General features: G+C 38.2%; 19 protein-coding genes. 11 read left to right on the top strand and 8 right to left on the bottom strand.

All coding sequences use genetic code 11. The features are described 5' to 3' along the window. Nucleotides 1-48 precede the first annotated feature (48 nt). The 11 genes from ACKWB9_RS06055 (at nt 49) to ACKWB9_RS06005 (ending at nt 17,289) form a co-directional block, all read left to right on the top strand. Nucleotides 49-1,401 carry a thioredoxin family protein gene (locus ACKWB9_RS06055; protein ID WP_414002105.1) on the top strand — a complete coding sequence of 451 codons (1,353 nt, stop codon included), beginning with the start codon at nt 49-51 and terminating at the stop codon, nt 1,399-1,401. Then, nucleotides 1,402-4,224, top strand: coding sequence for a M16 family metallopeptidase (locus tag ACKWB9_RS06050; RefSeq protein WP_414002104.1), 2,823 nt, complete (start codon nt 1,402-1,404; stop codon nt 4,222-4,224). A gap of 117 nt (nt 4,225-4,341) precedes the next feature. Then, entirely contained in the window at nt 4,342-6,060 is a 1,719-nt protein-coding gene (locus ACKWB9_RS06045) for a trypsin-like peptidase domain-containing protein (protein WP_414002103.1), read from the top strand. Nucleotides 6,061-6,068: 8 nt separating this feature from the next. Continuing rightward, complete coding sequence (locus ACKWB9_RS06040) at nt 6,069-6,668, top strand: YceI family protein (RefSeq protein ID WP_414002102.1); 600 nt, start codon at nt 6,069-6,071, stop codon at nt 6,666-6,668. A gap of 258 nt (nt 6,669-6,926) precedes the next feature. Then, nucleotides 6,927-9,728 carry a M16 family metallopeptidase gene (locus ACKWB9_RS06035; protein ID WP_414002101.1) on the top strand — a complete coding sequence of 934 codons (2,802 nt, stop codon included), beginning with the start codon at nt 6,927-6,929 and terminating at the stop codon, nt 9,726-9,728. A gap of 136 nt (nt 9,729-9,864) precedes the next feature. Further along, entirely contained in the window at nt 9,865-10,311 is a 447-nt protein-coding gene (locus tag ACKWB9_RS06030; RefSeq protein ID WP_414002100.1) for a protein-disulfide reductase DsbD domain-containing protein, read from the top strand. A gap of 23 nt (nt 10,312-10,334) precedes the next feature. Then, complete coding sequence (locus ACKWB9_RS06025; RefSeq protein ID WP_414002099.1) at nt 10,335-12,308, top strand: cytochrome c biogenesis protein CcdA; 1,974 nt, start codon at nt 10,335-10,337, stop codon at nt 12,306-12,308. Nucleotides 12,309-12,317: 9 nt separating this feature from the next. After that, entirely contained in the window at nt 12,318-13,328 is a 1,011-nt protein-coding gene (locus ACKWB9_RS06020; protein ID WP_414002098.1) for a TlpA family protein disulfide reductase, read from the top strand. Between the two features lie 284 nt (nt 13,329-13,612). Further along, nucleotides 13,613-15,136 (top strand): aminotransferase class V-fold PLP-dependent enzyme, encoded by a 1,524-nt coding sequence (locus ACKWB9_RS06015; protein ID WP_414002097.1) that lies wholly within the window; start codon nt 13,613-13,615, stop codon nt 15,134-15,136. A gap of 172 nt (nt 15,137-15,308) precedes the next feature. Then, nucleotides 15,309-16,064: a sulfite exporter TauE/SafE family protein gene (locus ACKWB9_RS06010; protein WP_414002096.1), complete on the top strand. Its 756-nt coding sequence runs from the start codon at nt 15,309-15,311 to the stop codon at nt 16,062-16,064. A gap of 28 nt (nt 16,065-16,092) precedes the next feature. Next, on the top strand, nt 16,093-17,289 hold the full coding sequence (locus ACKWB9_RS06005) for a DegT/DnrJ/EryC1/StrS family aminotransferase (RefSeq protein WP_414002095.1): 1,197 nt from the start codon (nt 16,093-16,095) through the stop codon (nt 17,287-17,289). Between the two features lie 3 nt (nt 17,290-17,292). On the opposite strand, the gene ribB is transcribed toward ACKWB9_RS06005, so the two are convergent. The 8 genes from ribB to ACKWB9_RS05965 all read right to left on the bottom strand — a co-directional run bounded on the left by ribB (nt 17,293) and on the right by ACKWB9_RS05965 (nt 24,588). After that, nucleotides 17,293-18,423 carry a 3,4-dihydroxy-2-butanone-4-phosphate synthase gene (ribB, locus tag ACKWB9_RS06000; RefSeq protein WP_414002094.1) on the bottom strand — a complete coding sequence of 377 codons (1,131 nt, stop codon included), beginning with the start codon at nt 18,421-18,423 and terminating at the stop codon, nt 17,293-17,295. Between the two features lies 1 nt (nt 18,424). Then, nucleotides 18,425-19,942 (bottom strand): LptF/LptG family permease, encoded by a 1,518-nt coding sequence (locus ACKWB9_RS05995; RefSeq protein ID WP_414002093.1) that lies wholly within the window; start codon nt 19,940-19,942, stop codon nt 18,425-18,427. A 5-nt stretch (nt 19,943-19,947) separates the two neighbouring features. After that, a complete protein-coding gene (locus ACKWB9_RS05990) occupies nt 19,948-20,592 on the bottom strand; it encodes an outer membrane lipoprotein periplasmic chaperone LolA1 (protein WP_414002092.1) in 645 nt (214 codons plus the stop codon). Nucleotides 20,593-20,598: 6 nt separating this feature from the next. Next, nucleotides 20,599-22,968, bottom strand: a complete 2,370-nt coding sequence (locus tag ACKWB9_RS05985; protein ID WP_414002091.1) for an FtsK/SpoIIIE family DNA translocase — start codon at nt 22,966-22,968, stop codon at nt 20,599-20,601. A gap of 62 nt (nt 22,969-23,030) precedes the next feature. Then, a complete protein-coding gene (locus ACKWB9_RS05980; protein ID WP_414002090.1) occupies nt 23,031-23,396 on the bottom strand; it encodes a diacylglycerol kinase in 366 nt (121 codons plus the stop codon). A gap of 12 nt (nt 23,397-23,408) precedes the next feature. Then, entirely contained in the window at nt 23,409-23,915 is a 507-nt protein-coding gene (gene tpx / locus ACKWB9_RS05975) for a thiol peroxidase (RefSeq protein WP_414002089.1), read from the bottom strand. 120 nt (nt 23,916-24,035) lie between these two features. Further along, nucleotides 24,036-24,293, bottom strand: a complete 258-nt coding sequence (locus ACKWB9_RS05970; RefSeq protein WP_414002088.1) for a DUF6952 family protein — start codon at nt 24,291-24,293, stop codon at nt 24,036-24,038. Then, entirely contained in the window at nt 24,274-24,588 is a 315-nt protein-coding gene (locus ACKWB9_RS05965) for a thioredoxin family protein (protein WP_414002087.1), read from the bottom strand. Before ACKWB9_RS05965 ends, ACKWB9_RS05970 begins: the two co-directional genes overlap by 20 nt. Between the last annotated feature and the right edge of the window lie 10 nt (nt 24,589-24,598).

The following is a 24,598-nucleotide window of genomic DNA, read 5'->3' as shown; positions in this document are numbered from 1 at the left end:
ACTTTATAAAGATGGTTGATTTATAAGTTTCCATTAAAAAATAAAAAAATGACCCATTATAAATCCATAAAGAAAATAACTGTGCTAATAGCTTTTTTTGCTCTTAGTATTACAGCAAATGCACAAGGCATTCAATTTTTTAAAGGCACCTTTGATGAGGCCATAGCTAAAGCAAAGGAGGAGAATAAATTAGTTTTTGTCGATTTCTATACTACTTGGTGCGGCCCATGTAAAATGATGTCAAAAAGAGTATTCCCTCAAAAGATTGTGGGGGATTATTTCAACGAAAAATTTGTGTCGATAAAAATAGATGCCGAAAAAGGAGAAGGTATTGCTTTGGCAGACACCTATAAAGTAGAAGCATATCCTACCTTGGTCTACATAAATTCAGATAAAACGGAGAAAGATCGTTTTGGCTCGGCCACATCTTCCGGTCAAGAATTGGTTGATTTTAGCAAACAAGTTTTAGGCGAAGGCATTGATTTTCTTGCGTTTTTTGAAAATTATGAAAAAAATGGAAATCGCGATTTAAATTATGTGCGTGAAATAATAAGAAAAGGAGCCGTTTATGCTCAAGGGCGTAAAGATGTGAAAGAACAGGGCAGATGGTTTAGTCGTGTTTATGAAATAGCCATGTGGTATTTTATAGCTAAAGACCCAAAAGAAATGATAAATACGGAAGATTTTAAGTTGATTGCGCAATACCTTGAAGGGCCGAACAATGGCAACCCTACAGTAGAATATGTGTACGATAATTATGATGCCTTTAAAAAAGTAGCACCATTAGAAGATTTAAGCCTATTTGTACAACGTACCAATAATCAATCTATAAATGAAAGTGCTGCTAAAGGTGATTTGGTTTTTAGAACGTATGTTGATGCTACAAAGGGAAGATTAAGGCAAGCTTATGAAGATGGAAAACAGTTTGATGAAGAAAGCGCAAAAGAAGACATTCATACCACTATGAAATATATTGGTGAAGCAGCTTATGCCGAATATCAAAACGACTATGACGCCTATTTAGATTATGCCATAAAAAGCATAAACCATACAAAAACATATAGAAAGCTTGATGCAGAAGATTATTTTTATCCGGTAGGAGGTCTTTTATATCGCATTTCAAATCCGGAATTAAAAAATGCAAAAAAGACATTGACCGAATCGCAAATAAAACGTTGTCATGAATTATTGGCTAAAAGTTTAAAAGATTCACCAAAACAAATAGAAACCTTAATAGCACAAGGTGATCTGTATGCCTTAGAAAATAAAAAGGATAAAGCAATTCCTGTATACAATAAAACAAAAACCTTATTGAAAGGTGACCAAGATGAAGATTATTTTGTTGAAATGTTAAACGACAAAATTAGAAAACTTAGGGGTCCGCAACGTAAAACATTTTAAATGAGACTGTTTATATTGTCCTTGCTTTTTGTTTTTGCATGTAAAAATGATACAACGCAAAATACGGATAAAAATATTGCTTCAATAGATTTGAGCACACCATTACCGGCAGATGAGACCATTAAAAAAGGCGTTTTACCTAACGGATTGACCTATTATATAAAAAGTACCGATGTCGTAAAAGATGCAGCTAGTTTTTATATTATTCAAAATGTAGGTTCTATTTTAGAAAATGACGACCAACAGGGGTTGGCACATTTCCTAGAGCACATGGCATTTAACGGAACCGAAAATTTTAAGGGCAAAGGTATTTTTGAAACCTTTGAAAAAGCTGGCGTTCTAGATAGGGAAATTAATGCCTATACCAGTTTTGATGAAACTGTATACAATATTGATAATGTACCGACCGAGCCAGAATTAATAGATAAAGGCTTGTTGGTATTGCACGATTGGTGCAATTACTTGTTGCTTACCGATGAGGAAATTGATGCAGAACGTGGTGTAATAAAAGAAGAATGGCGGTCAACTTTAGATGGACAATCACGTTTATACGAAGTGTCTTTGCCCATAACGTTCAATCATTCGAAATACGCAAAGCGTTTACCTATTGGGTTAATGTCCATTGTAGAAAACTTTGAATATAAAGCTTTACGTGATTTTTACCACGATTGGTACCGTACCGATTTACAGGCAATCGTAATCGTTGGCGATATTGATACAAATGAAATTGAAGCAAAGATCAAAGCATTGTTTTCAAAAATTCCGGCCGTAGAAAACCCCAGAGAGCGTTTTACCGTAGAAATCCCTGAAAATGATGACGTACTATATAGCTTGGGCATGGACAAAGAAATTTCTACGCCTATGATTGAATTTGGTATTCGTCATAAAAAATCAATGGCTGATCAGACGATCAAAGATTTAAAAATGACTTTATTAGAGTCAATGACCATTAGTATGATTTCTTCTAGAATAGCTGAAAAATCTCAAGATATCGAAGCCCCTTTTCTTTTTGCTCAACTGGACTATAAACAATTGTCTAAATTAAATAATAATTTAGGTATAATAATAGGCCCTAAGCCAGAACGGCAACAAGAAGCATTTGCCGCAATACTAACAGAAATGGTTAGGGCCGTTAAATATGGGTTTACTTCGTCAGAAATAGAAAGGGCTATAAGTGAGCTGTCAAGTTCTTATGAAACACAAATTGCTCAAAAAAATGATGTGCCACATGGTGCTATTATTAATGAGATACAAGAAAATTACCTTAATAATAGTACTATTTCAGATATTGAAAAGGAGTATGGTTACGTGAAGCGAATTTTTGTCTCATTAACCCCTGAAGACGTACATAATACCATTAAGCGGTTATATGCAGAAAAGAATAGGTATGTAAACGTAACAGGTGTAAAAGGAAGAAATAACTTGACCGAAATACAAGTTAATCAAATAATCGATGAGGTTGAGAATGATGAAAGTATAATTGCCTATACAGAGGCCTTTGCGGGTAAGACCTTAATCTCCGGATTGGATATTGAAGAAGGAACTATTGCAAAAACCGAAAAAAATGAGGCTATAGACGCTACAACCTATACGTTGGGCAACGGCATTAAAGTACACTATAAATTTGCCGATAAACAAAAGAACACCGTTAATCTTAATGCGATCAGTTATGGTGGTAAATCATTGATACGACCAAAAGATTTGCCTTCGGCTGAGTTAATAGGAGATTTAATTCAAGCCTCTGGACTAGGAAGCTTTTCAGCAACCGAGCTACCTAAAGTATTAGCAGGTAAAAGCGCGAATGCTTCACCTTCTTTATCGGAAACCACAGAAAGTATAACAGGAACATCATCAACGAAAGATGTAGAAACGATGTTACAACTGGCATATTTATATTTTGAAAACCCAAGATTTGATGAGGAAGCCTATGAAATAGTTCAAGACGGTATTGATAGCTATTTAGAAAGGCGTAGCAATGATATAAACGAACAAATGAATGATGGTTTGACTACAACCCTATATGGATATAACCACTCTAGAAAACGTGTATTCGATCAAGCATTCGTAGATGAGGCTTCCTTTGAGAACATTAAAGCCATATACTTGGATCGTTTTGATAATCCGGCGGACTTTGATTTCTATATCGTGGGCGATATAAAGTCAGCACAATTAGAGCCGTTGTTACTTAAATATGTAGCGAGTTTGCCTACTACCGAAGCTAGAGAAAGCTTTAAGGACAATAACGTAACATGGAAAGCCGATAAAATTGATGAAGACGTGTTTTTGGTTATGGAAGACCCTAAAGCCAGTGTAAACATTACATTAAAAAAGGATATCGATTATACGGTAAAAAATAACTTTGTTACTAGGGCGCTAGGCAATCTTATGCAATTAAGGTTAACCGAAACCTTACGAGAAGAAGAAGGTGGCGTGTACAGCCCGAGTGCATGGGCATATTTAACTAAAGTACCTAAACCGCTGTCTTATGTATCGGTAAAATTTGATTGTAATCCAGATTTAACAGAAAAACTGATCGCTATTGTTCATAACGAATTATCGGAAATAGCAAATGGAAATATTAAACCAAATGATCTTGAAAAAACCTTGATCAGTTTTAAAAAAGTACGTGAGCAGGCAAAAAACACCAACAAATACGATATGGATTTGTTGACCACTTTTTTTAGGGATGGCTATAATATGAACGAAGCCCAAAACTTTGAAGATGTTATAAACAGTATTACCCCAAAAGACATTCAAACTTTGGCAAAGACATTACAAAATGATGGAAAATCATTTGAAGTAGTATTTAAACCTAAAAAATAGAGCTACGGTCACAATACACGTTTGTGCTTATTACATCTATCGATTCCTTTAGAGCTTGTCCTAAAGGAATTGATATTTAAAATTGAATTGAAAATAAAAAGAATAAATTCCCATAAAATGAAATCATCGATTATAAAGAAAGCAATAGTATTTAGTTTAGGCATTTTTACTGTTTTACTATATGCGAATACAGATACCCACGAACGAAATGGGGTGGCGGTAAAATCATCAAATCCGGGTAACTGCATAAGAGTGCCTAATCAACCACCTAATGAAGAAAACCAGGCCAAACAAATACAAAATAGAATTTTAGAACTATATGATAAGCTGTTGGAGCCTACGGTAAGAGTACAAGTTGGCAGCATGTGGGCAAGCGCAGTAGTCGTTTCTGAAGATGGTTATATACTAACGGCCGGCCACGTTATTGATGCGGTAGAAGGAAAAGAAACCAATGTTACCCTATCCGATGATACGGTTTATAAAGCAATTTGTTTAGGAAAGGATGTTGATGCGGATTATGGTTTAATGAAAATAGAAACCACAAAAAAGTTGGCATTTGCAGAAATGGGCAATGCAGATGGGTTGGCAAAAGATGAAACCTGCTTAATGTTCGGTCATCCGGAAACTTCGGAAAAAGGACATCCTGCCATAGGTAGAATTGGCTTTTATAAAGGAATTAACAAAGGTGATTACCTTAAGACATCTTGCCTTATGATGCCCGGAGATTCAGGAGGACCTTTATTTGATTTAAATGGAAAGTTGATAGGTATTTGCAGTTATATTGATAGTGGATTAGGGGAAAATTACTATGCTTCTATAAAGAATGTAAAAAAGAATTGGAATAAGTTGATTGAAGGTAAAACGTTTAATAATGCACAGGAGTATTATGATGATTCTATAATGGAAGCCCCTATAAAAAACAAGCCATACGTGCTTAAAGGGGGTAAAAAAACATTGGTTAAACTGTTAGCCAATCATAAAAATAAAATATATAGGTCTATTGTCACTATAGAGAGTAGGGTCAATGAAGAAACGGTCTCTACTCAAGGAACTATTTTTAATGATGTTGGTTATATTGTTGCTAAATCTTCACAGATAGGAGATGCCAATGTCTATTGCACTTTATCCAATGCTCAAAAAATTGATGCAAAAGTTATTGGTCGCAATGAAGATAATGACTTGGTTGTTTTAAAAATAGAATCGCCCGAAAAACTTCAGGCCATAAATTTAGGCGACCAGAAAGAAATAAAACCAGGACAATTGTTAGGTACAATATCCAACAACGATAATATCATTTGGGCGGGTATGCTAGGTTTGGGTTCTCGGAAGATATCTTCAAAAGAAACAGGATATTTGGGCATACAGTTTAAAGAGTCGAATAACGTTATAGTTGAAAGTATCGTAAAGAATGGACCTGCAGAAAAAGCTAAATTAAAGGCAGGTGATAAAATTATAGCGTTCAATAATACTAAAATACCAACGATAGAGGATTTAATAGAGAAACTTTCAAAAACACGCCCAAATGAAACGGTGAAAATAACCATATTGAGAAAAGAAAAGGAGAAAAAACTTGATGTCGTAATGGGGAGAAGAAATCCTAATGTTAATTCAGAATATAGTGAGCACCCTGCAGATCAGGTGAAAGTATCTAAAATTAGAGATGGCTTTACTAAAGCATTTACTCATGATATGCCCTTAAAGTTAAATCATTGTGGTACTCCGGTATTTAATTTAAAAGGAGAGGTGTATGGTATTAATATCGCACGAAAGGGTAGAACTTGCTCATTGGCTATTCCATCAAAACAAATAGAGGAAATTATCAATACGATCCTATAAAAAAACCTATGATGAAAAGAACTTTTCATGTCCTATTATTTTGCCTGAATATAATATATTCTTTTGAAGGTATCGCTCAAAAAACTGTTTGGAAAATAGATGATTTACATTCAAAAATTGGATTTAGCGTTACACATATGATGGTTTCGGAAACCGAAGGCACTTTTGATTCATATGAGGCAGAACTAAAGTCGGACGCTAATGATTTTTCAGATTTAAAAGTCGATTTTACGATTAAAACAGCCAGTATAAATACAAGAAATGAACGTAGGGATAATCACTTGAAAGCAGAAGATTTTTTTGATGCCAAAAAGTATCCCGAGATAACATTTACTAGCAGTTCAATAGAAAAAGGAGAAGGAAGCTTACTTTATATTACTGGAGATTTGACGATTAGAGATGTTACCAAACAAGTCACATTTGAAGGCGATCATAAGGGAACGATTAAAAAAGACGGGTTTGGGCTTACCAGAGCTGGTTTGTTTATAAAGATAACGATTAACAGACAAGATTTTGGTATAGCTTATAATGACAAAACAGAAGCGGGTGAATTGTTTTTAAGTAATGATGTAGACGTTTTGTGCAAACTTTCTATAGTAAAAAACTAGACTTTGTCGTGCAAATATTATTGCGGTTACATACAGGGAAACCCTAAAAAAGGATAACTTTTTAAAGGGCTATGATAAACTAAAGTTTTGTTAAAAATATACTTGTAGTAGATGGGTGTGTCACCCATTTGGGCATTTTTACGCTCTAAAAACAGAAGGGCGATTAAAATTATAACAAACGTCTTTTTTTTAACACCTCCTTAACAAGGAAGAGCGCCAAACAAAACGTCTTATTATCAAAATAAATCAACTTTATACATGAAAAACTTTTTTTTGTTTCTTTCGTTAATTTCCTGTCTTTTTGGCAACGCACAAACTTTTGATCTCGATCGGGCATTACCTGTGGATCTTTCTATCCGTAAAGGTGTTTTGCCCAACGGGCTCACTTATTATATAAAAAGTACCGACGTAGTAAAAGATGCCGCCAGTTATTATATCATACAAAATGTAGGGTCAATTTTAGAAAATGACGACCAACAAGGATTGGCACATTTTTTAGAGCACATGGCTTTTAATGGTACCGAGAACTTTAATGGTAAAGGTATCCTTGAGACTTTTCAAAAACAAGGCTTGCTTTTTGGTAGGGATATCAATGCCTATACCAGTTTTGATGAAACCGTATATAACATCGATAATGTACCGACCAAGCCCGAATTAGTGGATAAAGGTTTATTGGTATTACATGATTGGTGTAATTATTTATTACTTACCGACGAAGAAATCGATGCGGAACGTGGAGTGATAAAAGAAGAATGGCGCTCACGTCAAAATGGGCAAATGCGCTTATTCGAAACCTCATTACCCATTACATTCAACAAATCTAAATACGCGGACCGTTTGCCGATCGGTTTAATGCCTATTGTGGAGAATTTTAAATACAAAGCCTTGCGCGATTTTTACCACGATTGGTATCGTACGGACTTGCAGGCTATTGCCATTGTTGGAGATATTGATACAGATGAAATCGAAGCAAAAATAAAAAAGTTATTTTCTAAAATACCGGCGGTTAAAAATGCCAGGGAACGGTTTGTAGTAGAAATACCCGAAAGTACCGGGTTGTTATACAGTTTGGGGATGGATAAAGAAATATCGACAGCCTCGATAGATTTTGGAATCCGTCATAAAAAATCATTAGCCGATCAAACCGTTAAAGATTTAAAAAAATCGCTATTGGAATCTATGGCTACAAGCATGATTTCTGCCAGAATATCCGAGAAAGCCCAAAATCCCGAAGCTCCATTTTTGTTTGCCCGAATGGGATATCAATCACTGAGCAGGGTAAATAATACATTAAATGTAAGAATAGGACCTAAGCCGGGAATGCAGCAACAAGCATTTGCGGCAGTATTGGCAGAAATTGTAAGAGCGGTCAAGTTTGGATATACTTCATCGGAAATTGAAAGAACCATAAAGCAGTTTTCAAATTATTACGAGACACAAATTGCTAAAAAAGATGACGTTGCCCATGGTGCGATTATCAATAATATAAAAAGTAACTACCTTAACAATGTTACCATTTCAGACATTGAAAAAGAATACGATATTGTAAAGCAGCTATTTGTTTCAATGACTCCGGAAGACATACATAACACCATCAAAAAGTTATATTCTAAAAAGAATAGATATGTAAATGTAACAGGAGTGGAGGGAAAAAATAATTTAACCGAAGCACAGGCAAATCAAATCATAAAAGATGTAGAAAACGATCCTAGTATTACTGCATATACCGAAGAATTTGCAGGTAAGACCTTAATTTCGGGATTAGAGATAAAAAATGGGAATATTGCAAAAACCGAAAAGAACGATGCCATAGGTTCTACGACCTATACGTTGAGCAATGGCATAAAAGTACACTATAAATTTGCCGATAAACAAAAAAACACGGTTAACTTGAATGCTATGAGTTATGGTGGAAAATCTTTGTTGGATGTTAAAGATTTACCGTCTGCCGATTTAATGGGGAATTTGATTCAAATGTCAGGATTAGGGGACTATTCTGCAACGGAACTGCCAAAAGTATTAGCGGGTAAAACGGCAAGTGTTTCGCCAAGACTTGCGGAAACAAGAGAGAGTATTACAGGTTCTTCCTCAACAAAAGATGTGGAAACCATGTTGCAGTTAGCGCATTTATATTTTGAAAACCCACGTTTTGATCAACAAGCCTATAAAGTACTTCAAGGAAGTATTGATAATTACTTGGTTAGACGAAGCAAAGACATTGGTGAACAAATGAAGGATGGTTTGACTACGACTTTGTATGGAGCCGGCCATCCCAGAAAACGTGTGTTTGATCAGGCATTTGTTGATGATGTATCTTTTGAGAAGATAAAAGCCGTTTATTTGGATCGTTTTGAGAATCCGGGAGATTTTGAGTTCTATATTGTAGGTGATGTAAAAGCGGAACAATTAGAACCGTTGTTGGCAAAGTATATTGCAAGTTTACCAACGAGCGATACTAGAGAAAACTTTAAAGACAATAATGTAAATTGGAAATCCGATAAAATAGATGAAGATGTATTTCTGGCAATGGAAGACCCAAAGACCAGTGTGAATATTACATTTAAGAAGCCCATCGATTACACAATAAAGAACAAATATGTTTCAAATGCTTTAGGTGATATTATGCAGTTAAGGTTAACGGAAACATTACGTGAAGAAGAGGGGGGAGTATATAGTCCACAGGCTTCGGCATTTTTATCCAAAGAACCAAAAACATTGTCCCACCTGTCCGTAAGATTTGATTGTAATCCGGATTTAGCGGAAAAATTGATAGGAATCGTTCATAACGAATTGTCTAAATTGGCCAAAGGAGACATTAAAACGGAGGATTTACAGAAAACATTGACCAATTATAAGAAAGTACGTGAGCAGTCAAAAAATAAGAATAGTTATGATATGACCTTACTGACCACTTTTTATAGAGATGGTTATAATATGAATGAAGCCAAAAATTTTGAAGATGTTGTAAATAACATCACAAAAAAAGATATTCAAACCTTGGCAAAAAGATTACAACAAAAAGGAAAATCATTTGAAGTAGTATTTAAACCAAAAAAATAGAATAAACATACTATCTTTCATCCACTGAACATTGTTCTCATAGATTAACTTAGTTTTCAGGTTAATGAAAGAATTTTTTAAGGGCTGTTACCATATTATATTGATGATGGCCCTTTCAATACTCTAAAACACGATTATGAAAAATTTATTTACCCTTTTGCTTTTAACCACAACCCTAAGTGTTTTTGCACAAATTCACGATCCCGTAAAGTGGGAAACAACGGTTGAAAAAATTTCGGATTCGGAATATGAATTAGTCGCTACGGCCACTATTGAAGGAGAATGGCATTTATATTCACAATCCGTGCCCGAAGATGGTCCTATTCCTACAACGTTTACGTTTCAGAGTAATCCAAACTATTTAAAAAAAGGAAATACTAAAGAAGGGGAAGGAACTACGGTAGACGATAAGGTATTTGATATGCGTATAAAATATTTTGGTCACAAAGCAGCGTTCAAGCAGCGTATAAAATTAAGGACGAAGAATACATTTAAAGTTGACGCAACTGTTGAGTTTATGGTGTGTAATGATACACAATGTTTGCCGCCAACTGAGGTTGACCTCGAATTTGAAGTAAACTAATTGTATTGAAATTACTGTCTAAAATGAAAAGAATAATAGTTTTATTACTAGTCTTAATAGGTGCTGTTACTACCGGTTTTTCACAAATACTTGAACCTGTTAAGTGGACAACCTCTGTTGAAAAACTATCAGAAACAGAATACAAACTGATTTCCAAGGCGACCATCGATCAAGGGTGGCATTTGTATTCACAGGATGTTCCTGAAGATGGGCCAATTCCTACCTCGTTCATTTATGACGATGCCGGTGGAGCTATCAAAATTATTGGCAATACATCTGAAGAGGAAGGTCATACCGAAGATGATCCGGTCTTTGAGATGCGCATTAAATATTTTGATAAATCTGCTGTATTTGAGCAAAAAATAGAAATATTGTCAGATGACGTTACCACTATCAATGCTATAGTTGAGTTTATGTCATGTAATGATTCGCAATGTACCCCTCCGACGGAATTTGATTTAATTTTTGAACTACCAGGTTCTGGTAAAGATGCTGCTGCGAATACAACTGATGCAATATCTGACGAAGGACAAAATAGTTCATCTTCTAATCGCGGTTTATGGGGGATCTTTATCATTGCCTTTCTATCGGGCTTTGCAGCTTTGTTGACACCCTGCGTGTTTCCCATGATTCCGCTTACGGTAAGTTTCTTTACCAAACAGAGTCAAAACAAAGCGGTAGGCATTAGAAATGCCATATTTTACGGTATATGTATTATTGTTATTTACGTATTGTTAGGTACTGCCGTTACCGCCATTTTTGGAGCAGATTCTTTAAATGCCTTGGCGACCAACGTATGGTTCAACTTGATATTCTTTTTATTATTGGTAGTATTTGCAGTGTCCTTTTTAGGAGCCTTTGAGATTACCCTACCCAGTTCTTGGGCCAATAAAGTGGATGCACAATCGAATAAGACCGGTTTGATCGGTATCTTTTTTATGGCCCTGGCCCTGGCCATTGTGTCCTTTTCCTGTACAGGCCCTATTGTTGGAACCTTGTTGGTGGAAGCTGCCTCTAAAGGAGGGCTTGCACCCATCATTGGTATGTTTGGTTTTTCCTTGGCCATTGCATTGCCCTTTGGCCTGTTTGCCGCTTTTCCGGGTTGGATGAATTCCCTGCCAAAATCTGGGGGATGGTTGAATACCGTAAAAGTTGTCCTTGGGTTTTTAGAACTGGCCTTGGCCTTCAAATTCTTATCACAGGCCGATTTGGTATTGCAGTTGCATTTTCTGGAACGTGAAGTGTTCATCGCAATATGGATAGCCATATTCGGTGCTTTGGCGCTATACCTTTTTGGTAAAATTCAATTGCCCCATGATTCCCCCCTAAGTTATATCTCCGTGGGCAGATTGTCCCTGGGGCTTTTGGTGCTTTCATTTACCATTTATCTGATTCCCGGACTTTGGGGGGCACCTTTAAACCTGATCAGTGCTTTTCCACCGCCTTTAGATTATAGCGAATCGCCCTATGGGGTCGGCTATACAAAAATAGGGAGTGGCGGTACAGTATCCGCTAATGCCCATGGGGATTTGCCGGATGGTGCCCATTTATTGGCGCCCCATGATATTTTAGCATTTAATGATTATGATAAAGGACTGGCCTATGCAAAAGAGATAGGAAAACCGGTAATGATCGATTTTACAGGATGGGCCTGTGTCAATTGCAGGAAGATGGAACAGAATGTCTGGCCAAAGCCCAAAGTGCTTGATATCCTAAAAAATAAGGTCGTGTTGATCTCTTTATATGTTGATGATAAACGTAAACTAGAGGCCGATGAAGTTGTAGATTCAAGACTGAAACCGGGAAAGAAGCTAAAATATATAGGTCAGAAGTGGAGTGAATTACAGACCATAAAATATAAGGCCAATACACAGCCATTTTATGTATTGATGGATCATAACGAAGAAAATTTGATCGATCCCGTTGCCTATACCCCGAACGTAGATGAATATCACAATTGGTTGACGAACGGATTGGAAAATTTTAAGAATAAATAACAAAATACAATGAAAAAAACAGCAATATTATTTGGACTTATATTAATCATCGTTTCCGCTTGTAAAAAAGAGATTGTAAAAGATTATGTATCCCTGTCCGGTGTCATTACAAACAAGAAATCCGACTCCTTGACATTAGTGAATAGAGCAGGTATCATTAAAAATTTTCAACTAAAAGAAGACGGTTCCTTTAGCGATACTCTAAAAATAGAGCAAGGAAAATATGCTTTGTTCCACGGTAATGAACGCACAAGCATATATTTGAAAAACGGATATGATTTAAAACTGTTTTTGGACACCAAAGAATTTGATGAGACCATTACCTATGAAGGTAAAGGAGCTGAAACCAATAACTATCTGGTGCAAACAGCATTATTACAAGAAAAAATATTTGCTGATTCGGGGCTTTTTGATTTGGATAAAAAAGATTTCGACATTAAAATAGAGAACACTATAGGCGAGTTGTCCAACGTTTTGACCAATACAAAAAAATTGGACTCGAGCTTTATTGCCAAAGAACATGAAAGTATTGATGGATTAAAAAAATATCTAAATAATAAATACCAGGAAAAACAATACTTAAAAACAGTTTTAGGCAAGGGCAAAACATCTCCAAAATTTACGGATTACGAAAATTATGCGGGCGGTACGACTTCTTTGGACGATTTAAAGGGTACCTATGTTTATATAGATATGTGGGCTACCTGGTGCGGTCCTTGCAAAGCGGAAATACCATTTCTAAAAGAAGTGGAAAAAGCATACCATGGTAAGAATATATCCTTTGTGAGTATTTCGATAGATCGGCAAAAGGCGTATGATACCTGGAGAGGTATGGTAGCCGAAAAAGAGTTGTCCGGAATCCAATTGTATGCCAAGGAAGATGAAACATTTGCCGCTGCCTATAAGATTTCCGGTATTCCCAGATTTATATTAATAGATCCAGAAGGAAACATTGTCAACGCAGATGCCCCAAGACCTTCCGACCCGAAATTAAAGGCACTGTTGGACGATTTAATATAAACTATGTATTGATTTCTATGAGAGGTATCGGGCTGGTAGGTTAAGTAAACTACCTTGGGGCAGGCCCACAAGGCATTCGCAAGAAAACAAGGTTCAAAGTTTCGAAGCAAGCCTCAGAGCATTTAAATCTCGATTATCGAGTAAACCTGTACCGTTCATTATATTGAATTCAATGAGTACAGTACCTCGGAGTACTTCGAACAGATTTCATAATTAATAATTGATTTTTGTAAAAGAACATCAAGGCTTATTTTCCAAGATGATTCTCTTTTTAAAAAGAATTAATGGATTTATACAAGATAAAGCAAAGGGAAGAAGAGTTGACTACTTCAAAAAAAGACAGCTTGGAATCACACTTTCAAGAGTTTAGGAAGCATATCATTGGAAGTACTACAACTTTTAATTCCGTTTACGGAGAAAAGAAACTATTGTATGCAGACTGGATCGCGAGTGGCCGTTTGTACGGTCCCATAGAGGACACCATGACCGATGTCATAGGCCCCATGGTAGCCAATACACATTCCTTTTCCAGTGAGACGGGCAAGGCCTCGACCTATGCATACAGGCATGCAAGGGAAATCATCAAAAAACATGTCAATGCCGGTGACGATGACATTTTGGTTACTGCCGGCACGGGCATGACGGGAGTACTATCGCGTTTACAGCGTATCATGGGCCTGCGCTTTCCAGATGCCGTCAAAGCCAAAGCGGAAATGCCAGAACGGGAAAAACCAGTGGTCTTCATTACCCATATGGAACATCATTCCAACCAGGTGCCGTGGATGGAGACCGTTGCCGATGTAGTTATCCTATCATGTGACGAACATAAACTTGTACATCCACGGACCTTGGAGAAAGCGCTAGAAAAATATAAGGAGAGACCTTTAAAAATAGGCGCGTTCACTGCCTGTTCCAATGTAACGGGTATCATTACCCCGTACCATGAGCTGGCCAAGATTATGCACACGCATGGGGGATATTGCATCATGGATTTTGCGGCCTCGGCGCCCTATGTAAAGATAGATATGCACCCGGAGGATGAGGACGAACGATTGGATGCCGTTCTTTTTTCGCCCCATAAGTTCCTTGGAGGCCCGGGAACATGCGGTGTATTGGTGTTCAATAAAGAAATGTACAATGCCGATTGTCCGGATGTTCCAGGAGGTGGAAACGTAAAATGGACGAATCCTTGGGGGGAATATGAATATCATGAAGATATAGAGACCAAAGAAGATGGGGGAACACCTGGATTTTTACAGGTCATGCGCACGGCATTGGCCATCCGGTTGAAGGAGAAGATGAACGAGGACAAAATAGCAGAACGTGAGGAAGAACTGTTGGCATTGTGTTTTCAGCGATTAGAGCAGATCCCGGGGCTGTACATTTTGGGAAATAATGATGAGAAGCGGATTGGATGCGTATCCTTCGGTGTCGAGGACATCCATTACAATCTGATCGTTAGGCTGTTGAACGACCGGTTCGGTATCCAGGTAAGGGGCGGATGGTCTTGTGCCAGTACCTATGGGCATCATTTGTTCGATTTAGATCAAAATTCTTCCAAAGATATTACCAAAGGTATTGCCAAGCAGGACCTGACCATAAAACCAGGTTGGGTACGCCTATCGTTGCACCCCACAACTACAAATGCAGAAGTGGTATTTATTTGTGATGCTATTAAAGCCGTAGTTCAAAATGCTTCCGAATGGCGGAATGAATATAAGTATAACCCCCAAAGCAATGAATTTGAGTATTTAAAGGGAGGGGATGACGAAATAATTCAAAAAACCAAAGATTGGTTTAAAATATAATAATATAAAGGATACAAGAAACTATCCCATAGGATATAAATAAAGAATAGGCGGATCGGAAGATTCGTCTTTTTTTGTTCAATGTTAAGAGCATTACTATTACACAAGGTTTATCAATAACAAATTTTAGACAATGGCCGCTCCATTGTAATTTCTCTTGTATTTTTGTCCCATGGAAGAATGGTACCATTACCCTTTGCTAATAGCGGTAGGTTTTGCGGTAGGTTTTATCAATACATTGGCAGGGGGAGGGTCACTTTTATCACTTCCCGTACTTATTTTTTTAGGATTGCCCCCTAGCGTTGCCAATGGTACCAATAGGGTTGCCATTATCATTCAGACGACTATGGCCACTGCGGGATTTAAGAGTAAAGGGGTTTCTACATTTCCGTTTAATGCCTATTTGGGCATTGCCTCTTTATTAGGCTCTATTATTGGGGCTTATATTGCAGTGGATATTTCTGGGGCCGTTTTTAATCGTGTACTGGCCATTGTGATGATAATCGTGGTATTGATCATTGTTTTTGGGCCAAAAATGAATACGGTTTACGCTCATGAAAGATTAACGGGAAAGTATTTGTGGTCTGCAATTATCGTCTTTTTCCTTTTTGGTATTTATGGCGGTTTCATCAATGCCGGATTGGGTTTTTTAATGATGTTGTTTTTGCATTATGTTAACCAGATGACCCTGTTAAGAGCTAATGTGACCAAAGTTGTCGTAGTTTTAATATACATGCTTTCCGCATTGGTGGTGTTTGCATTAAATGACAAGGTAAATTGGAAGATAGGATTTATTTTAGCCATCGGTAATGGAACGGGAGCATGGATCGCAAGTCGGTTTTCCGTTAAAAAAGGAGATGGATTTATTAAGATCTTCTTGATGATCGTAGTTGTGGCCATGGCCATCAGGCTCTGGTTTTTTATGTGATGATGTATGTATAATATAAATTGATTTTATGCCCGGATTTGAATTATTTGGAGAACAGGAAAAAGAACAGGTTCAAGATGTTTTGGATTCCGGTGTATTGATGCGTTATGGTTTTGACGGTATGCGTAACGGCCATTGGAAAGCCAGGGAACTGGAAACGGCTTTGGCGGATAGAATGCAGGCAAAATACGCTCAATTGCTCAGCAGTGGTACTGCGGCCCTTACCGTAGCTTTGGTAAGTGCCGGAGTAGGGGCGGGAGATGAAGTCATTATGCCCACATTCACCTTTGTGGCCAGCTTTGAATCTATTTTGGCCATTGGGGCGATTCCGGTTTTGGTTGATATTGATGATACGTTAACATTGTCCCCATCAGCGGTTAAAAAAGCCATAACCGATAGGACAAAAGTAATCATGCCTGTTCATATGTGTGGTTCCATGGCGGATTTAGGGGCTTTAAAACAGATTTGTGAACAATATGACCTTCTTCTTTTGGAAGACGCCTGCCAGGCCATAGGCGGAAGTTATGACGGGAAACCATTGGGGAGCTATGGTGATTTAGGATGCTTTTCTTTTGATTATGTCAAGACCATTACCTGTGGGGAAGGTGGAGCCATTATTACCAACAATAAAGAATATCATCTACATGCCGACCATTATTCAGATCACGGGCATGACCATATAGGTAAGGATAGGGGAGCGGAGTCACACCCTTTTTTAGGGTATAATTATCGTATTTCAGAATTAAATGCCGCGGTGGGATGTGCCCAAATAAAGCGTTTGGACGATTTCTTGAAAATTCAGAAAGAATATTACACGATACTTCAAGACCATTTGAAACAAGTTGAAGGAATAACATTTAGAAAGGTACCCGAAGGAGGGGTCGAAAACTATGCTTTCTTAAGTTTTTTCCTGCCGAACAAAGAATGCACTAAAAAAATACACGAAGCCCTAGGGGCGGCCGGAATAGATGGATGTTTTTATTGGTATGACAATAACTGGCATTATTACCGAAAATGGGAACATCTTACCCATTTAAAATCATTGGGAAAATTACCCGAGGAAGTTCATCATCGATTATTGGATTATACTAAGGCCGATTTTTCCGAGTCCGATAAATGGATGGGCAGGACCATATCCTGTTTGATCAAGATCGGTTGGACCAAAACCCAGGTTGAAGAAAGGGCCCTAAAAATGACCGAAGTAATCCTAAGCGGTTTAAAATAGGGGTCAGTAAGAAACATTGGCTACAATTTCCAACCCGTAGCCCACGATACCTACCCTCTTGGTCTGTGCGCTATTCGTAAGCAATCTGATTTTGGTTATGCCTATATCGTGTAGAATTTGGGCCCCAATACCAAAATCGCGGGAATCCATTTCTATTTTAGGGGCTTTATAAACCCCTTTCTTTTGCAATTCCCTTAGTTCGGCCAATCTGGAAATGAGGTTTAACGACTCCGCATTTTGATTGATAAAAACAATGGCACCCTTTCCTTCATTGTTAACGGCGGTAAACATGTCTTCCAATTTTTGATCGGGATTATTGGTCAAAGTTCCCAAAATATCGTTATTGATAAGGGTAGAGTTGATCCTAGTGAGAATTTCCTCCTCTTTTTTCCAGGAGCCTTTGGTCAAGGCAATATGAACATGGTTATTGGTGGTTTGCTTGTAGGCCCGTAACCTGAAATCCCCGAAACGTGTGGTAATCTCAAAATCATTTTCTTTTTCTATCAGGCTATCGTGTTCCATTCTATAAGCTACCAGGTCTTCTATGGAAACAATTTTCAGATCAAATTTTTGCGCAACATCAAAAAGTTGGGGCAATCTGGCCATACTACCATCATCGTTCATAATCTCAACAATAACGCCCGCCGGTCTAAGCCCGGCCAATCGTGCAAAATCAATGGCGGCCTCCGTATGCCCTGTACGTCTTAGTACGCCGCCTTCCTTGGCCACGAGGGGGAAGATATGGCCCGGTCTTGCCAAATCATGGGGTTTAGTATCATTTTCGGTCAACGCACGGACCGTTTTTGCCCTATCCGTAGCGGATATACCCGTGGTAACACCATTGCCCCTTAAATCTACGGATACCGTAAAAGCAGTCTCCATGGGGTCCGTATTGTTATTTACCATCATATGCAGCCCTAATTCCTTACAGCGACCTTCGGTCAGAGGTGCACAAATAAGCCCTTTGCCGTGTGTAGCCATGAAATTTACCGTCTCTGGAGTGGCCAGTTCGGCCGCGGCCAAAAAATCACCTTCATTTTCCCTATTCTCATCATCGACCACAATAATGACCTTTCCGGCACGGATATCCGCAATGGCTTCCTCAATGGTATTTAATGGTATTGGTTTGGGCATATCAATTGTCATTCGCTTTATTCCTTTTCTTGATCAAATTTTTAAAAAAGTCCGTTACTATACCAAAATTCACCATTCCTTTATCTTCGGTAGCCCTTTTGGTCAAAAAGATACCTAAAGGAAGCATGATCAGTGTGGACATCCATGCGCCCAACATAGGGTGGATATTATTTTCTTTGGCATAATTCCCTGCAAAGACACCGATAAAATAATAGATCAGAAAAAGAATTATGGCAATGACCATGGGAAGTCCTAACCCTCCTTTTCGTATAATGGCACCTAATGGAGCGCCCACAAAAAACAGGATAATACAGGAAAATGCCAGTGCATATTTATTATGAAGGGACAAAATATGCATGTTGTAATTCTTATAACGCTTCTGCATTTCCTCCTCTTTTCCCTGTACAGATGCTAAAATACCTGTAACGGTATTGTTGGCGGAACTCATAATCTGTATTCTTTGCCATTCGGGGAAAATATGAAGTATATTTTTTTTAAGGGAATCCCGCTTTTCCTTATTTGCCAGGTTCTTGGTAATTTGGGCGGTCAGGGCGGTATCTTTTTTAATCTTCTCCTTGTTTTTTGCCGTTGCCGTATCTTTTAATTGTATAGGAACGAACATCCCCATTCTACCCCTTATGTTTTTTGAAAAGGCCCGTACGATTCTAAAATTATCGTTCCGGATGGAATCGATATCCTTGGACAACCTGGTAATATTCTTCATCTTGGCCGTGCTAATATCCCGTTCTTCTTCCATATCAACGTTATTGAGCTCGGAGAGGTCAATGTTCATGGTATAGGTGTCAAAATGAGCCAGTACAAAAGGGTATTTGAGCTTGTTCTTGCTGTTTCTGGAAGCTGCATCCTTATGATAATATCCATCGGTCAACACCAATTGTAGAATATCCGAATCCTCACTGCTGATCAATTCTCCCGATTTGGCCTTTATGACCGTAGTGTTTACATTGGTCTTGGATTTTTCATGAATAATTACATTTTTAAGAAACCGATCGTTATCACCATATTTTTGATCGACCTTAATATTCATGTCAGCAGCTTCAAAATCGCTAAAAATACCTTCGGTAACCGCTGCCGCAGGTTTTACCTTAGCGATATTTTTTCTGAGATTGTATATTTTCCGCTGGGAAAGGGGAATCACATTATTGGCAAAAAAGAAAGTTACACAACCAAGGATCGTTACAAAAATAATAAGGCTCAGCATGGATCGTTGCAGGGAAATACCGGAGGCTTTCATGGCGGCAAATTCATAACTTTCGGCAAAAGTTCCAAAGGTCAGGATGGACGAAAGCAGCACGGTCAACGGAAGTACTTTTTCCGTCAGGTCCGGCATGAGGTAAAAAAGGAATTTACCAATAATAATAATATCCAATCCTTTTCCGGCCAAATCGTCAATAAAAAGCCAAATCGTCTGAAATATGAAGATGAACATCAATATGACGAACGAACTGAAAAAATTAAAAACGAACCTGGATAATATATATCGATCTAGAATTCTCAAATATCCTAATTTCTAATGATGTAGTACCCGTCTTCCTTATACTTGGTCTCGTCAAAAGTAAATAAGGTTTTTGATAAAGGCTGATTTGTTTTAAAAGAATTAACAGTAATCGTAGTGGTCGTACCGTTCTTGCCGGTCTCTATAAGCCGGTAGATGTGTTTTGTACCCACATCGATACCCAATAATCTTGATTTTATCTCGGTGTTGGAATCGATGGGTATCAATTTTACATACTGTATTTTTCTTCCCTGTACATTCTGAAGAATGTCCCAGGCGTAATTATGCCCTTCTTGATAAAAGGTGAGCATCTTGGATGGGGTCATGGCATTATCATCTTCAGATTGATTTTCAATAGTAACCTCTTCATTTTCAGGAACAATAGTATATACTTTAGTACCGTCAAATAATTGTTTGGACCCCAAATAGTTAAAAAGGTACTTATTCCCCGCCAAGGTTACATCCCCTCTGGTTTCTTGATTAATTCCCGCTTCCGTATTTTTGAGGTCGAACCTAAAATCCACAAAAATGTTATCATAGCTTTTCACCTTTGTATAAACTTCATCCAATAACGCCTTTGCTTTTTGGGAATTTTGTGCCATAGTTGCATTTGTTGAAATGACACTTAGTAAGATTAATAAAAACCTTTTCATATTAGTTTAGTTCTTTTCGTTATCAAAAAATTGTTCTAAAGCGATCATATCCGGAATCAATACCTGCCTTGCTTTACTTCCTTCAAAAGGACCCACTATTCCGGCAGCTTCCAGTTGATCAATAATACGCCCTGCACGATTATATCCTAATTTTAATTTACGTTGAATCAATGAGGCCGAGCCTTGTTGTGCTATAATGATCACTTCTGCGGCTTCCCTGAACATTTTGTCCCGCTCCGAGATATCATAATCAAGACTTGTGCCAGAATCTTCTCCCACATATTCGGGCAGTTCATGTGCCTCTGGGTATGCACGCTGACTACCGATATATTCCGTAATTTTCGCTACTTCGGGCGTATCCACAAAGGCACATTGAATTCTGGTAACATCATTACCTTGCGTATATAACATATCACCACGACCGATCAGCTGATCGGCACCTTGGGTATCCAAAATGGTTCTGGAGTCTATTTTGGAGGTCACCCTAAAAGCGATACGTGCCGGGAAATTTGCCTTTATGATTCCCGTAATTACATTTACGGAAGGCCGTTGCGTGGCAACGATCAAATGAATTCCGATCGCCCTTGCCAATTGTGCCAATCTGGCAATGGGCGTTTCTACCTCTTTGCCCGCCGTCATGATCAAATCGGCAAATTCATCGATCACCAAAACAATATAAGGTAGAAATTTATGGCCGTCATTCGGATTTAATTTACGGGCCTTGAATTTTGTATTATATTCCTTTAGGTTACGGACCATGGCCAATTTCAACAGTTCATACCTATTGTCCATTTCTATACAGAGTGAATTCAAGGTGTTGATAACCTTGGTGTTATCCGTAATGATCGCTTCTTCGGAATCTGGTAATTTGGCCAGATAATGTCTTTCGATCTTATTGTACAGTGTGAGCTCTACTTTTTTAGGATCCACCAAAATGAACTTGACCTCTGCAGGATGTTTTTTGTAAAGTAAGGAAGTTAACACTGCGTTTAGCCCAACCGATTTACCTTGTCCCGTGGCCCCTGCCATCAAAAGATGGGGCATTTTGGCCAAATCTACTACAAAGGTCTCGTTGCTGATGGTTTTTCCAAATGCAATGGGCAGTTCCATTTCCGCTTTTTGGAACTTGCCCGAGGCAATGACGGAACGCATGGAGACGATAGAGGGATTTTTATTCGGCACTTCTATACCTATGGTTCCTTTTCCTGGAATGGGGGCAATGATCCTGATTCCTAAGGCGGCCAGAGAGAGTGCAATATCATCTTCTAGATTTTTTATTTTGGAGATACGGATACCGGCTTCCGGGACAATTTCATATAAGGTGACCGTTGGCCCTATGGTCGCTTTTATCTGTGCGATACCGATCTTATAATTTTTAAGGGTCTCGACTATTCTGTCCTTATTTTCCCCCAGTTCCTCTTGGTTGATGGTGATACCGCCCGTAACACCATGTTGGTCCAATAAATCAATGGTAGGGAACTTATAATTGCCCAACTCCAATGTGGGATCGAATTCTCCAAAATCATCTACCAGTTTGTTTGCAAGTACATCTATTTCTTCCGTTTCCTCAACCATTTCCGATACCTCCATGGCCAATTGTTCTTCAGGCTCCTCCTGTTTTGGAAGGGTAACTTCAAACTCGTCTTTTATAATATCCTTCTCTAAAGGAGGAATATCTTTTTTATGGGTATAGGTATCGATGACTACGGGTGTTTCATCTTCCGATGCCAGAATAAGTGTATTTTCTACCGATTTTTCCTTTTTTGACTTAAACTCGGATGCCAGGGCAGCTTTTTTCGATTTGAAAAATAGACCGATTCCTTCTGGGGTAATATGGAAAAGGCGGACCATAATAAAGATCAAACCAAATACCAAAAGCAGGAGTACACCTATTTTACCCGTGTAATCCTGTAGAAAGTCGTTCATTTCATAACCGACCAAACCGCCTAAAAGAGGACTGTCTATTGCAAAGAAACCAAATGTTATGGATATCCATATTACAAATAAGAGGCCCCATATCCATTTTTTGAGCAATCCCTTTTTACCAAGCCCCAAAAACATGTAAATGCCCGTTAGGCATAGTAAAAAAGGAAAAATCAAGGAAGCGAGTCCAAAACCTTTGTACACAAAAAAATGACTTACACTGGCCCCGAATTTATTTAATAGATTCTTGGCTTCGGCATTTCTGTCCCTAAATTCCGTTAATAAACTTTGATCGTCCTGCCAGGTAAAATAGAAAGAAACAAAAGAGAAAAACAACGCTATACTAAAAAGCATCAAAAGACTGCCCAGTATAATTTTGTTCTGTTTGGACAGTTTAAACGGAATACCTTTTTTTACGGGTTTCGGCTTTTTTTTGGTTGCCTTTTTTGCCATGAAATCTTTAGTTCTGCGGGCTAAATTACAAATTTACGACCTAAGCGAACGGGATACGGTATTTAAAAAAGTTTGGGAATATAAATAATACATCCTATAATGCTCGCCGCAATGGATACCAGCATGACCGCTCCTGCGGAAATATCCTTAATAAAACCTATTTTGGGGTCAAACTCCGGCTGAACGTAGTCGGATAATTTTTCTATGGCCGTATTCAAACCTTCGATTCCTAAAACCATGGCAATGGCCAGGATTTGTAATATCCATTCGGTATTGGAAATTTCAAAATAGCATCCGACAGCGGTCATTATTATGGTGATGAAAACCTGGATTTTAATACTGGCCTCGGTTCGTATCAGCAGCAATGCACCGCGCATGGCAAAACCTACACTTTTGAGCCGATTGACCAGAAACGATTCTTTGGACATGAAAAAGAATGTTTAGGATGTCATTAAAGCCTCCAAAGCGGCCTTATAATTAGGTTCGTCTACAGTTTCGGAAACCTGTTCCGTATGGCGTACCGTCCCATTTTCATCAATTACTACCACGGAGCGGGAAAGTAGTGATTTGAGTGGCCCATCCGTAAACTCTACCTGATAGGCCTTTCCAAAACTGCCATCCCTAAAATCAGAAAGCATTTCTACGTTTTCAATGCCTTCGGCACCACAAAAACGGGCTTGGGCAAAAGGCAGGTCTTTTGAAATACAAAGGATCATGGTATTGTCCAGTTCCGCAGCTTCTTCGTTAAATTGACGAACAGATTGAGCACAGGTACCCGTATCCACACTGGGAAAAATATTTAATACCACCTTGGTTCCTAGATAATCCGAAAAATTGACGGAAGATAAATCATTTTTGGTCAATTTAAATTCCGGTGCTTTGCTCCCTATTGCCGGGAGTTCGCCCAAAGTATTTATGGTATTGCCTTTTAAGGTTACGATCGCCATGGTCTAAGATTTTAAATTTAAGTTGTGAAATTAAAAAATAATACGCCCAATAGTAAGGGATTCCTAAAATAAAAAGGCCACCCTGTAAGGAATGGCCTTCTTTTGGAATTAAAAAGATGTCTAAGAATCTATGGACCCCATGACCCTCCCCATAAATTGATTTAGGGCCTCTTTTTTTGGTATGCCCGATTTTACGGATTTATGAACCTCCAATGCGCCGTACATATTGGAGATCAATTCCCCGATAACATCCAGTTCCTCGTCTTTTAAAGAAGGAACCTCGGTCAGGTCTTCCAGGGTTTCTATGGTTTCTACCAGAAAATCCTCGTCATTCTTTTCGATAAAATTCGTAAGATGTTTAATTACCGGTAACTTCACCAATCAGATCTTTTAGAACGTTATACTTATTCGTTTGCACTTGATTTTTAAATTTCCCACCGGCAAATGCAGCAAATGTCGGTAAGTTATCCACAGTGGCCAGTTTTCTGGATTCAGGAAATTTTTCCGCATCCGCAATTACAAAAGTTATGTTTTCATTGGTAGTGGCCTCCTTTTTAAACTTTGGTTTCATAATACGGCAGTTACCGCACCAACCTGCGGAATATTGAACGACAACGTTATCATTGGCCGCTATAATTTCGTGCAAATTATCTTTTTCCAGCTCTAGGATCATCTTCTTTTTT

The organism is Maribacter spongiae (genome assembly GCF_047345125.1).
In the GTDB taxonomy this organism is placed as follows: Bacteria; Bacteroidota; Bacteroidia; order Flavobacteriales; family Flavobacteriaceae; genus Maribacter.
Note: the sequence above shows the minus strand (reverse complement) of the source record. Positions and strands in the feature narration are given on the sequence as shown.

Excerpts from the sequence above, each read along its gene's own strand:
- ACKWB9_RS06055 (WP_414002105.1), top strand. The coding sequence starts at position 49 with ATGACCCATTATAAATCCATAAAGAAAATAACTGTGCTAATAGCTTTT.
- ACKWB9_RS06050 (WP_414002104.1), top strand. The coding sequence starts at position 1,402 with ATGAGACTGTTTATATTGTCCTTGCTTTTTGTTTTTGCATGTAAAAAT.
- ACKWB9_RS06045 (WP_414002103.1), top strand. The coding sequence starts at position 4,342 with ATGAAATCATCGATTATAAAGAAAGCAATAGTATTTAGTTTAGGCATT.
- ACKWB9_RS06040 (WP_414002102.1), top strand. The coding sequence starts at position 6,069 with ATGATGAAAAGAACTTTTCATGTCCTATTATTTTGCCTGAATATAATA.
- ACKWB9_RS06035 (WP_414002101.1), top strand. The coding sequence starts at position 6,927 with ATGAAAAACTTTTTTTTGTTTCTTTCGTTAATTTCCTGTCTTTTTGGC.
- ACKWB9_RS06030 (WP_414002100.1), top strand. The coding sequence starts at position 9,865 with ATGAAAAATTTATTTACCCTTTTGCTTTTAACCACAACCCTAAGTGTT.
- ACKWB9_RS06025 (WP_414002099.1), top strand. The coding sequence starts at position 10,335 with ATGAAAAGAATAATAGTTTTATTACTAGTCTTAATAGGTGCTGTTACT.
- ACKWB9_RS06020 (WP_414002098.1), top strand. The coding sequence starts at position 12,318 with ATGAAAAAAACAGCAATATTATTTGGACTTATATTAATCATCGTTTCC.
- ACKWB9_RS06015 (WP_414002097.1), top strand. The coding sequence starts at position 13,613 with ATGGATTTATACAAGATAAAGCAAAGGGAAGAAGAGTTGACTACTTCA.
- ACKWB9_RS06010 (WP_414002096.1), top strand. The coding sequence starts at position 15,309 with ATGGAAGAATGGTACCATTACCCTTTGCTAATAGCGGTAGGTTTTGCG.
- ACKWB9_RS06005 (WP_414002095.1), top strand. The coding sequence starts at position 16,093 with ATGCCCGGATTTGAATTATTTGGAGAACAGGAAAAAGAACAGGTTCAA.
- ribB (WP_414002094.1), bottom strand. The coding sequence starts at position 18,423 with ATGCCCAAACCAATACCATTAAATACCATTGAGGAAGCCATTGCGGAT.
- ACKWB9_RS05990 (WP_414002092.1), bottom strand. The coding sequence starts at position 20,592 with ATGAAAAGGTTTTTATTAATCTTACTAAGTGTCATTTCAACAAATGCA.
- ACKWB9_RS05985 (WP_414002091.1), bottom strand. The coding sequence starts at position 22,968 with ATGGCAAAAAAGGCAACCAAAAAAAAGCCGAAACCCGTAAAAAAAGGT.
- ACKWB9_RS05980 (WP_414002090.1), bottom strand. The coding sequence starts at position 23,396 with ATGTCCAAAGAATCGTTTCTGGTCAATCGGCTCAAAAGTGTAGGTTTT.
- tpx (WP_414002089.1), bottom strand. The coding sequence starts at position 23,915 with ATGGCGATCGTAACCTTAAAAGGCAATACCATAAATACTTTGGGCGAA.
- ACKWB9_RS05965 (WP_414002087.1), bottom strand. The coding sequence starts at position 24,588 with ATGATCCTAGAGCTGGAAAAAGATAATTTGCACGAAATTATAGCGGCC.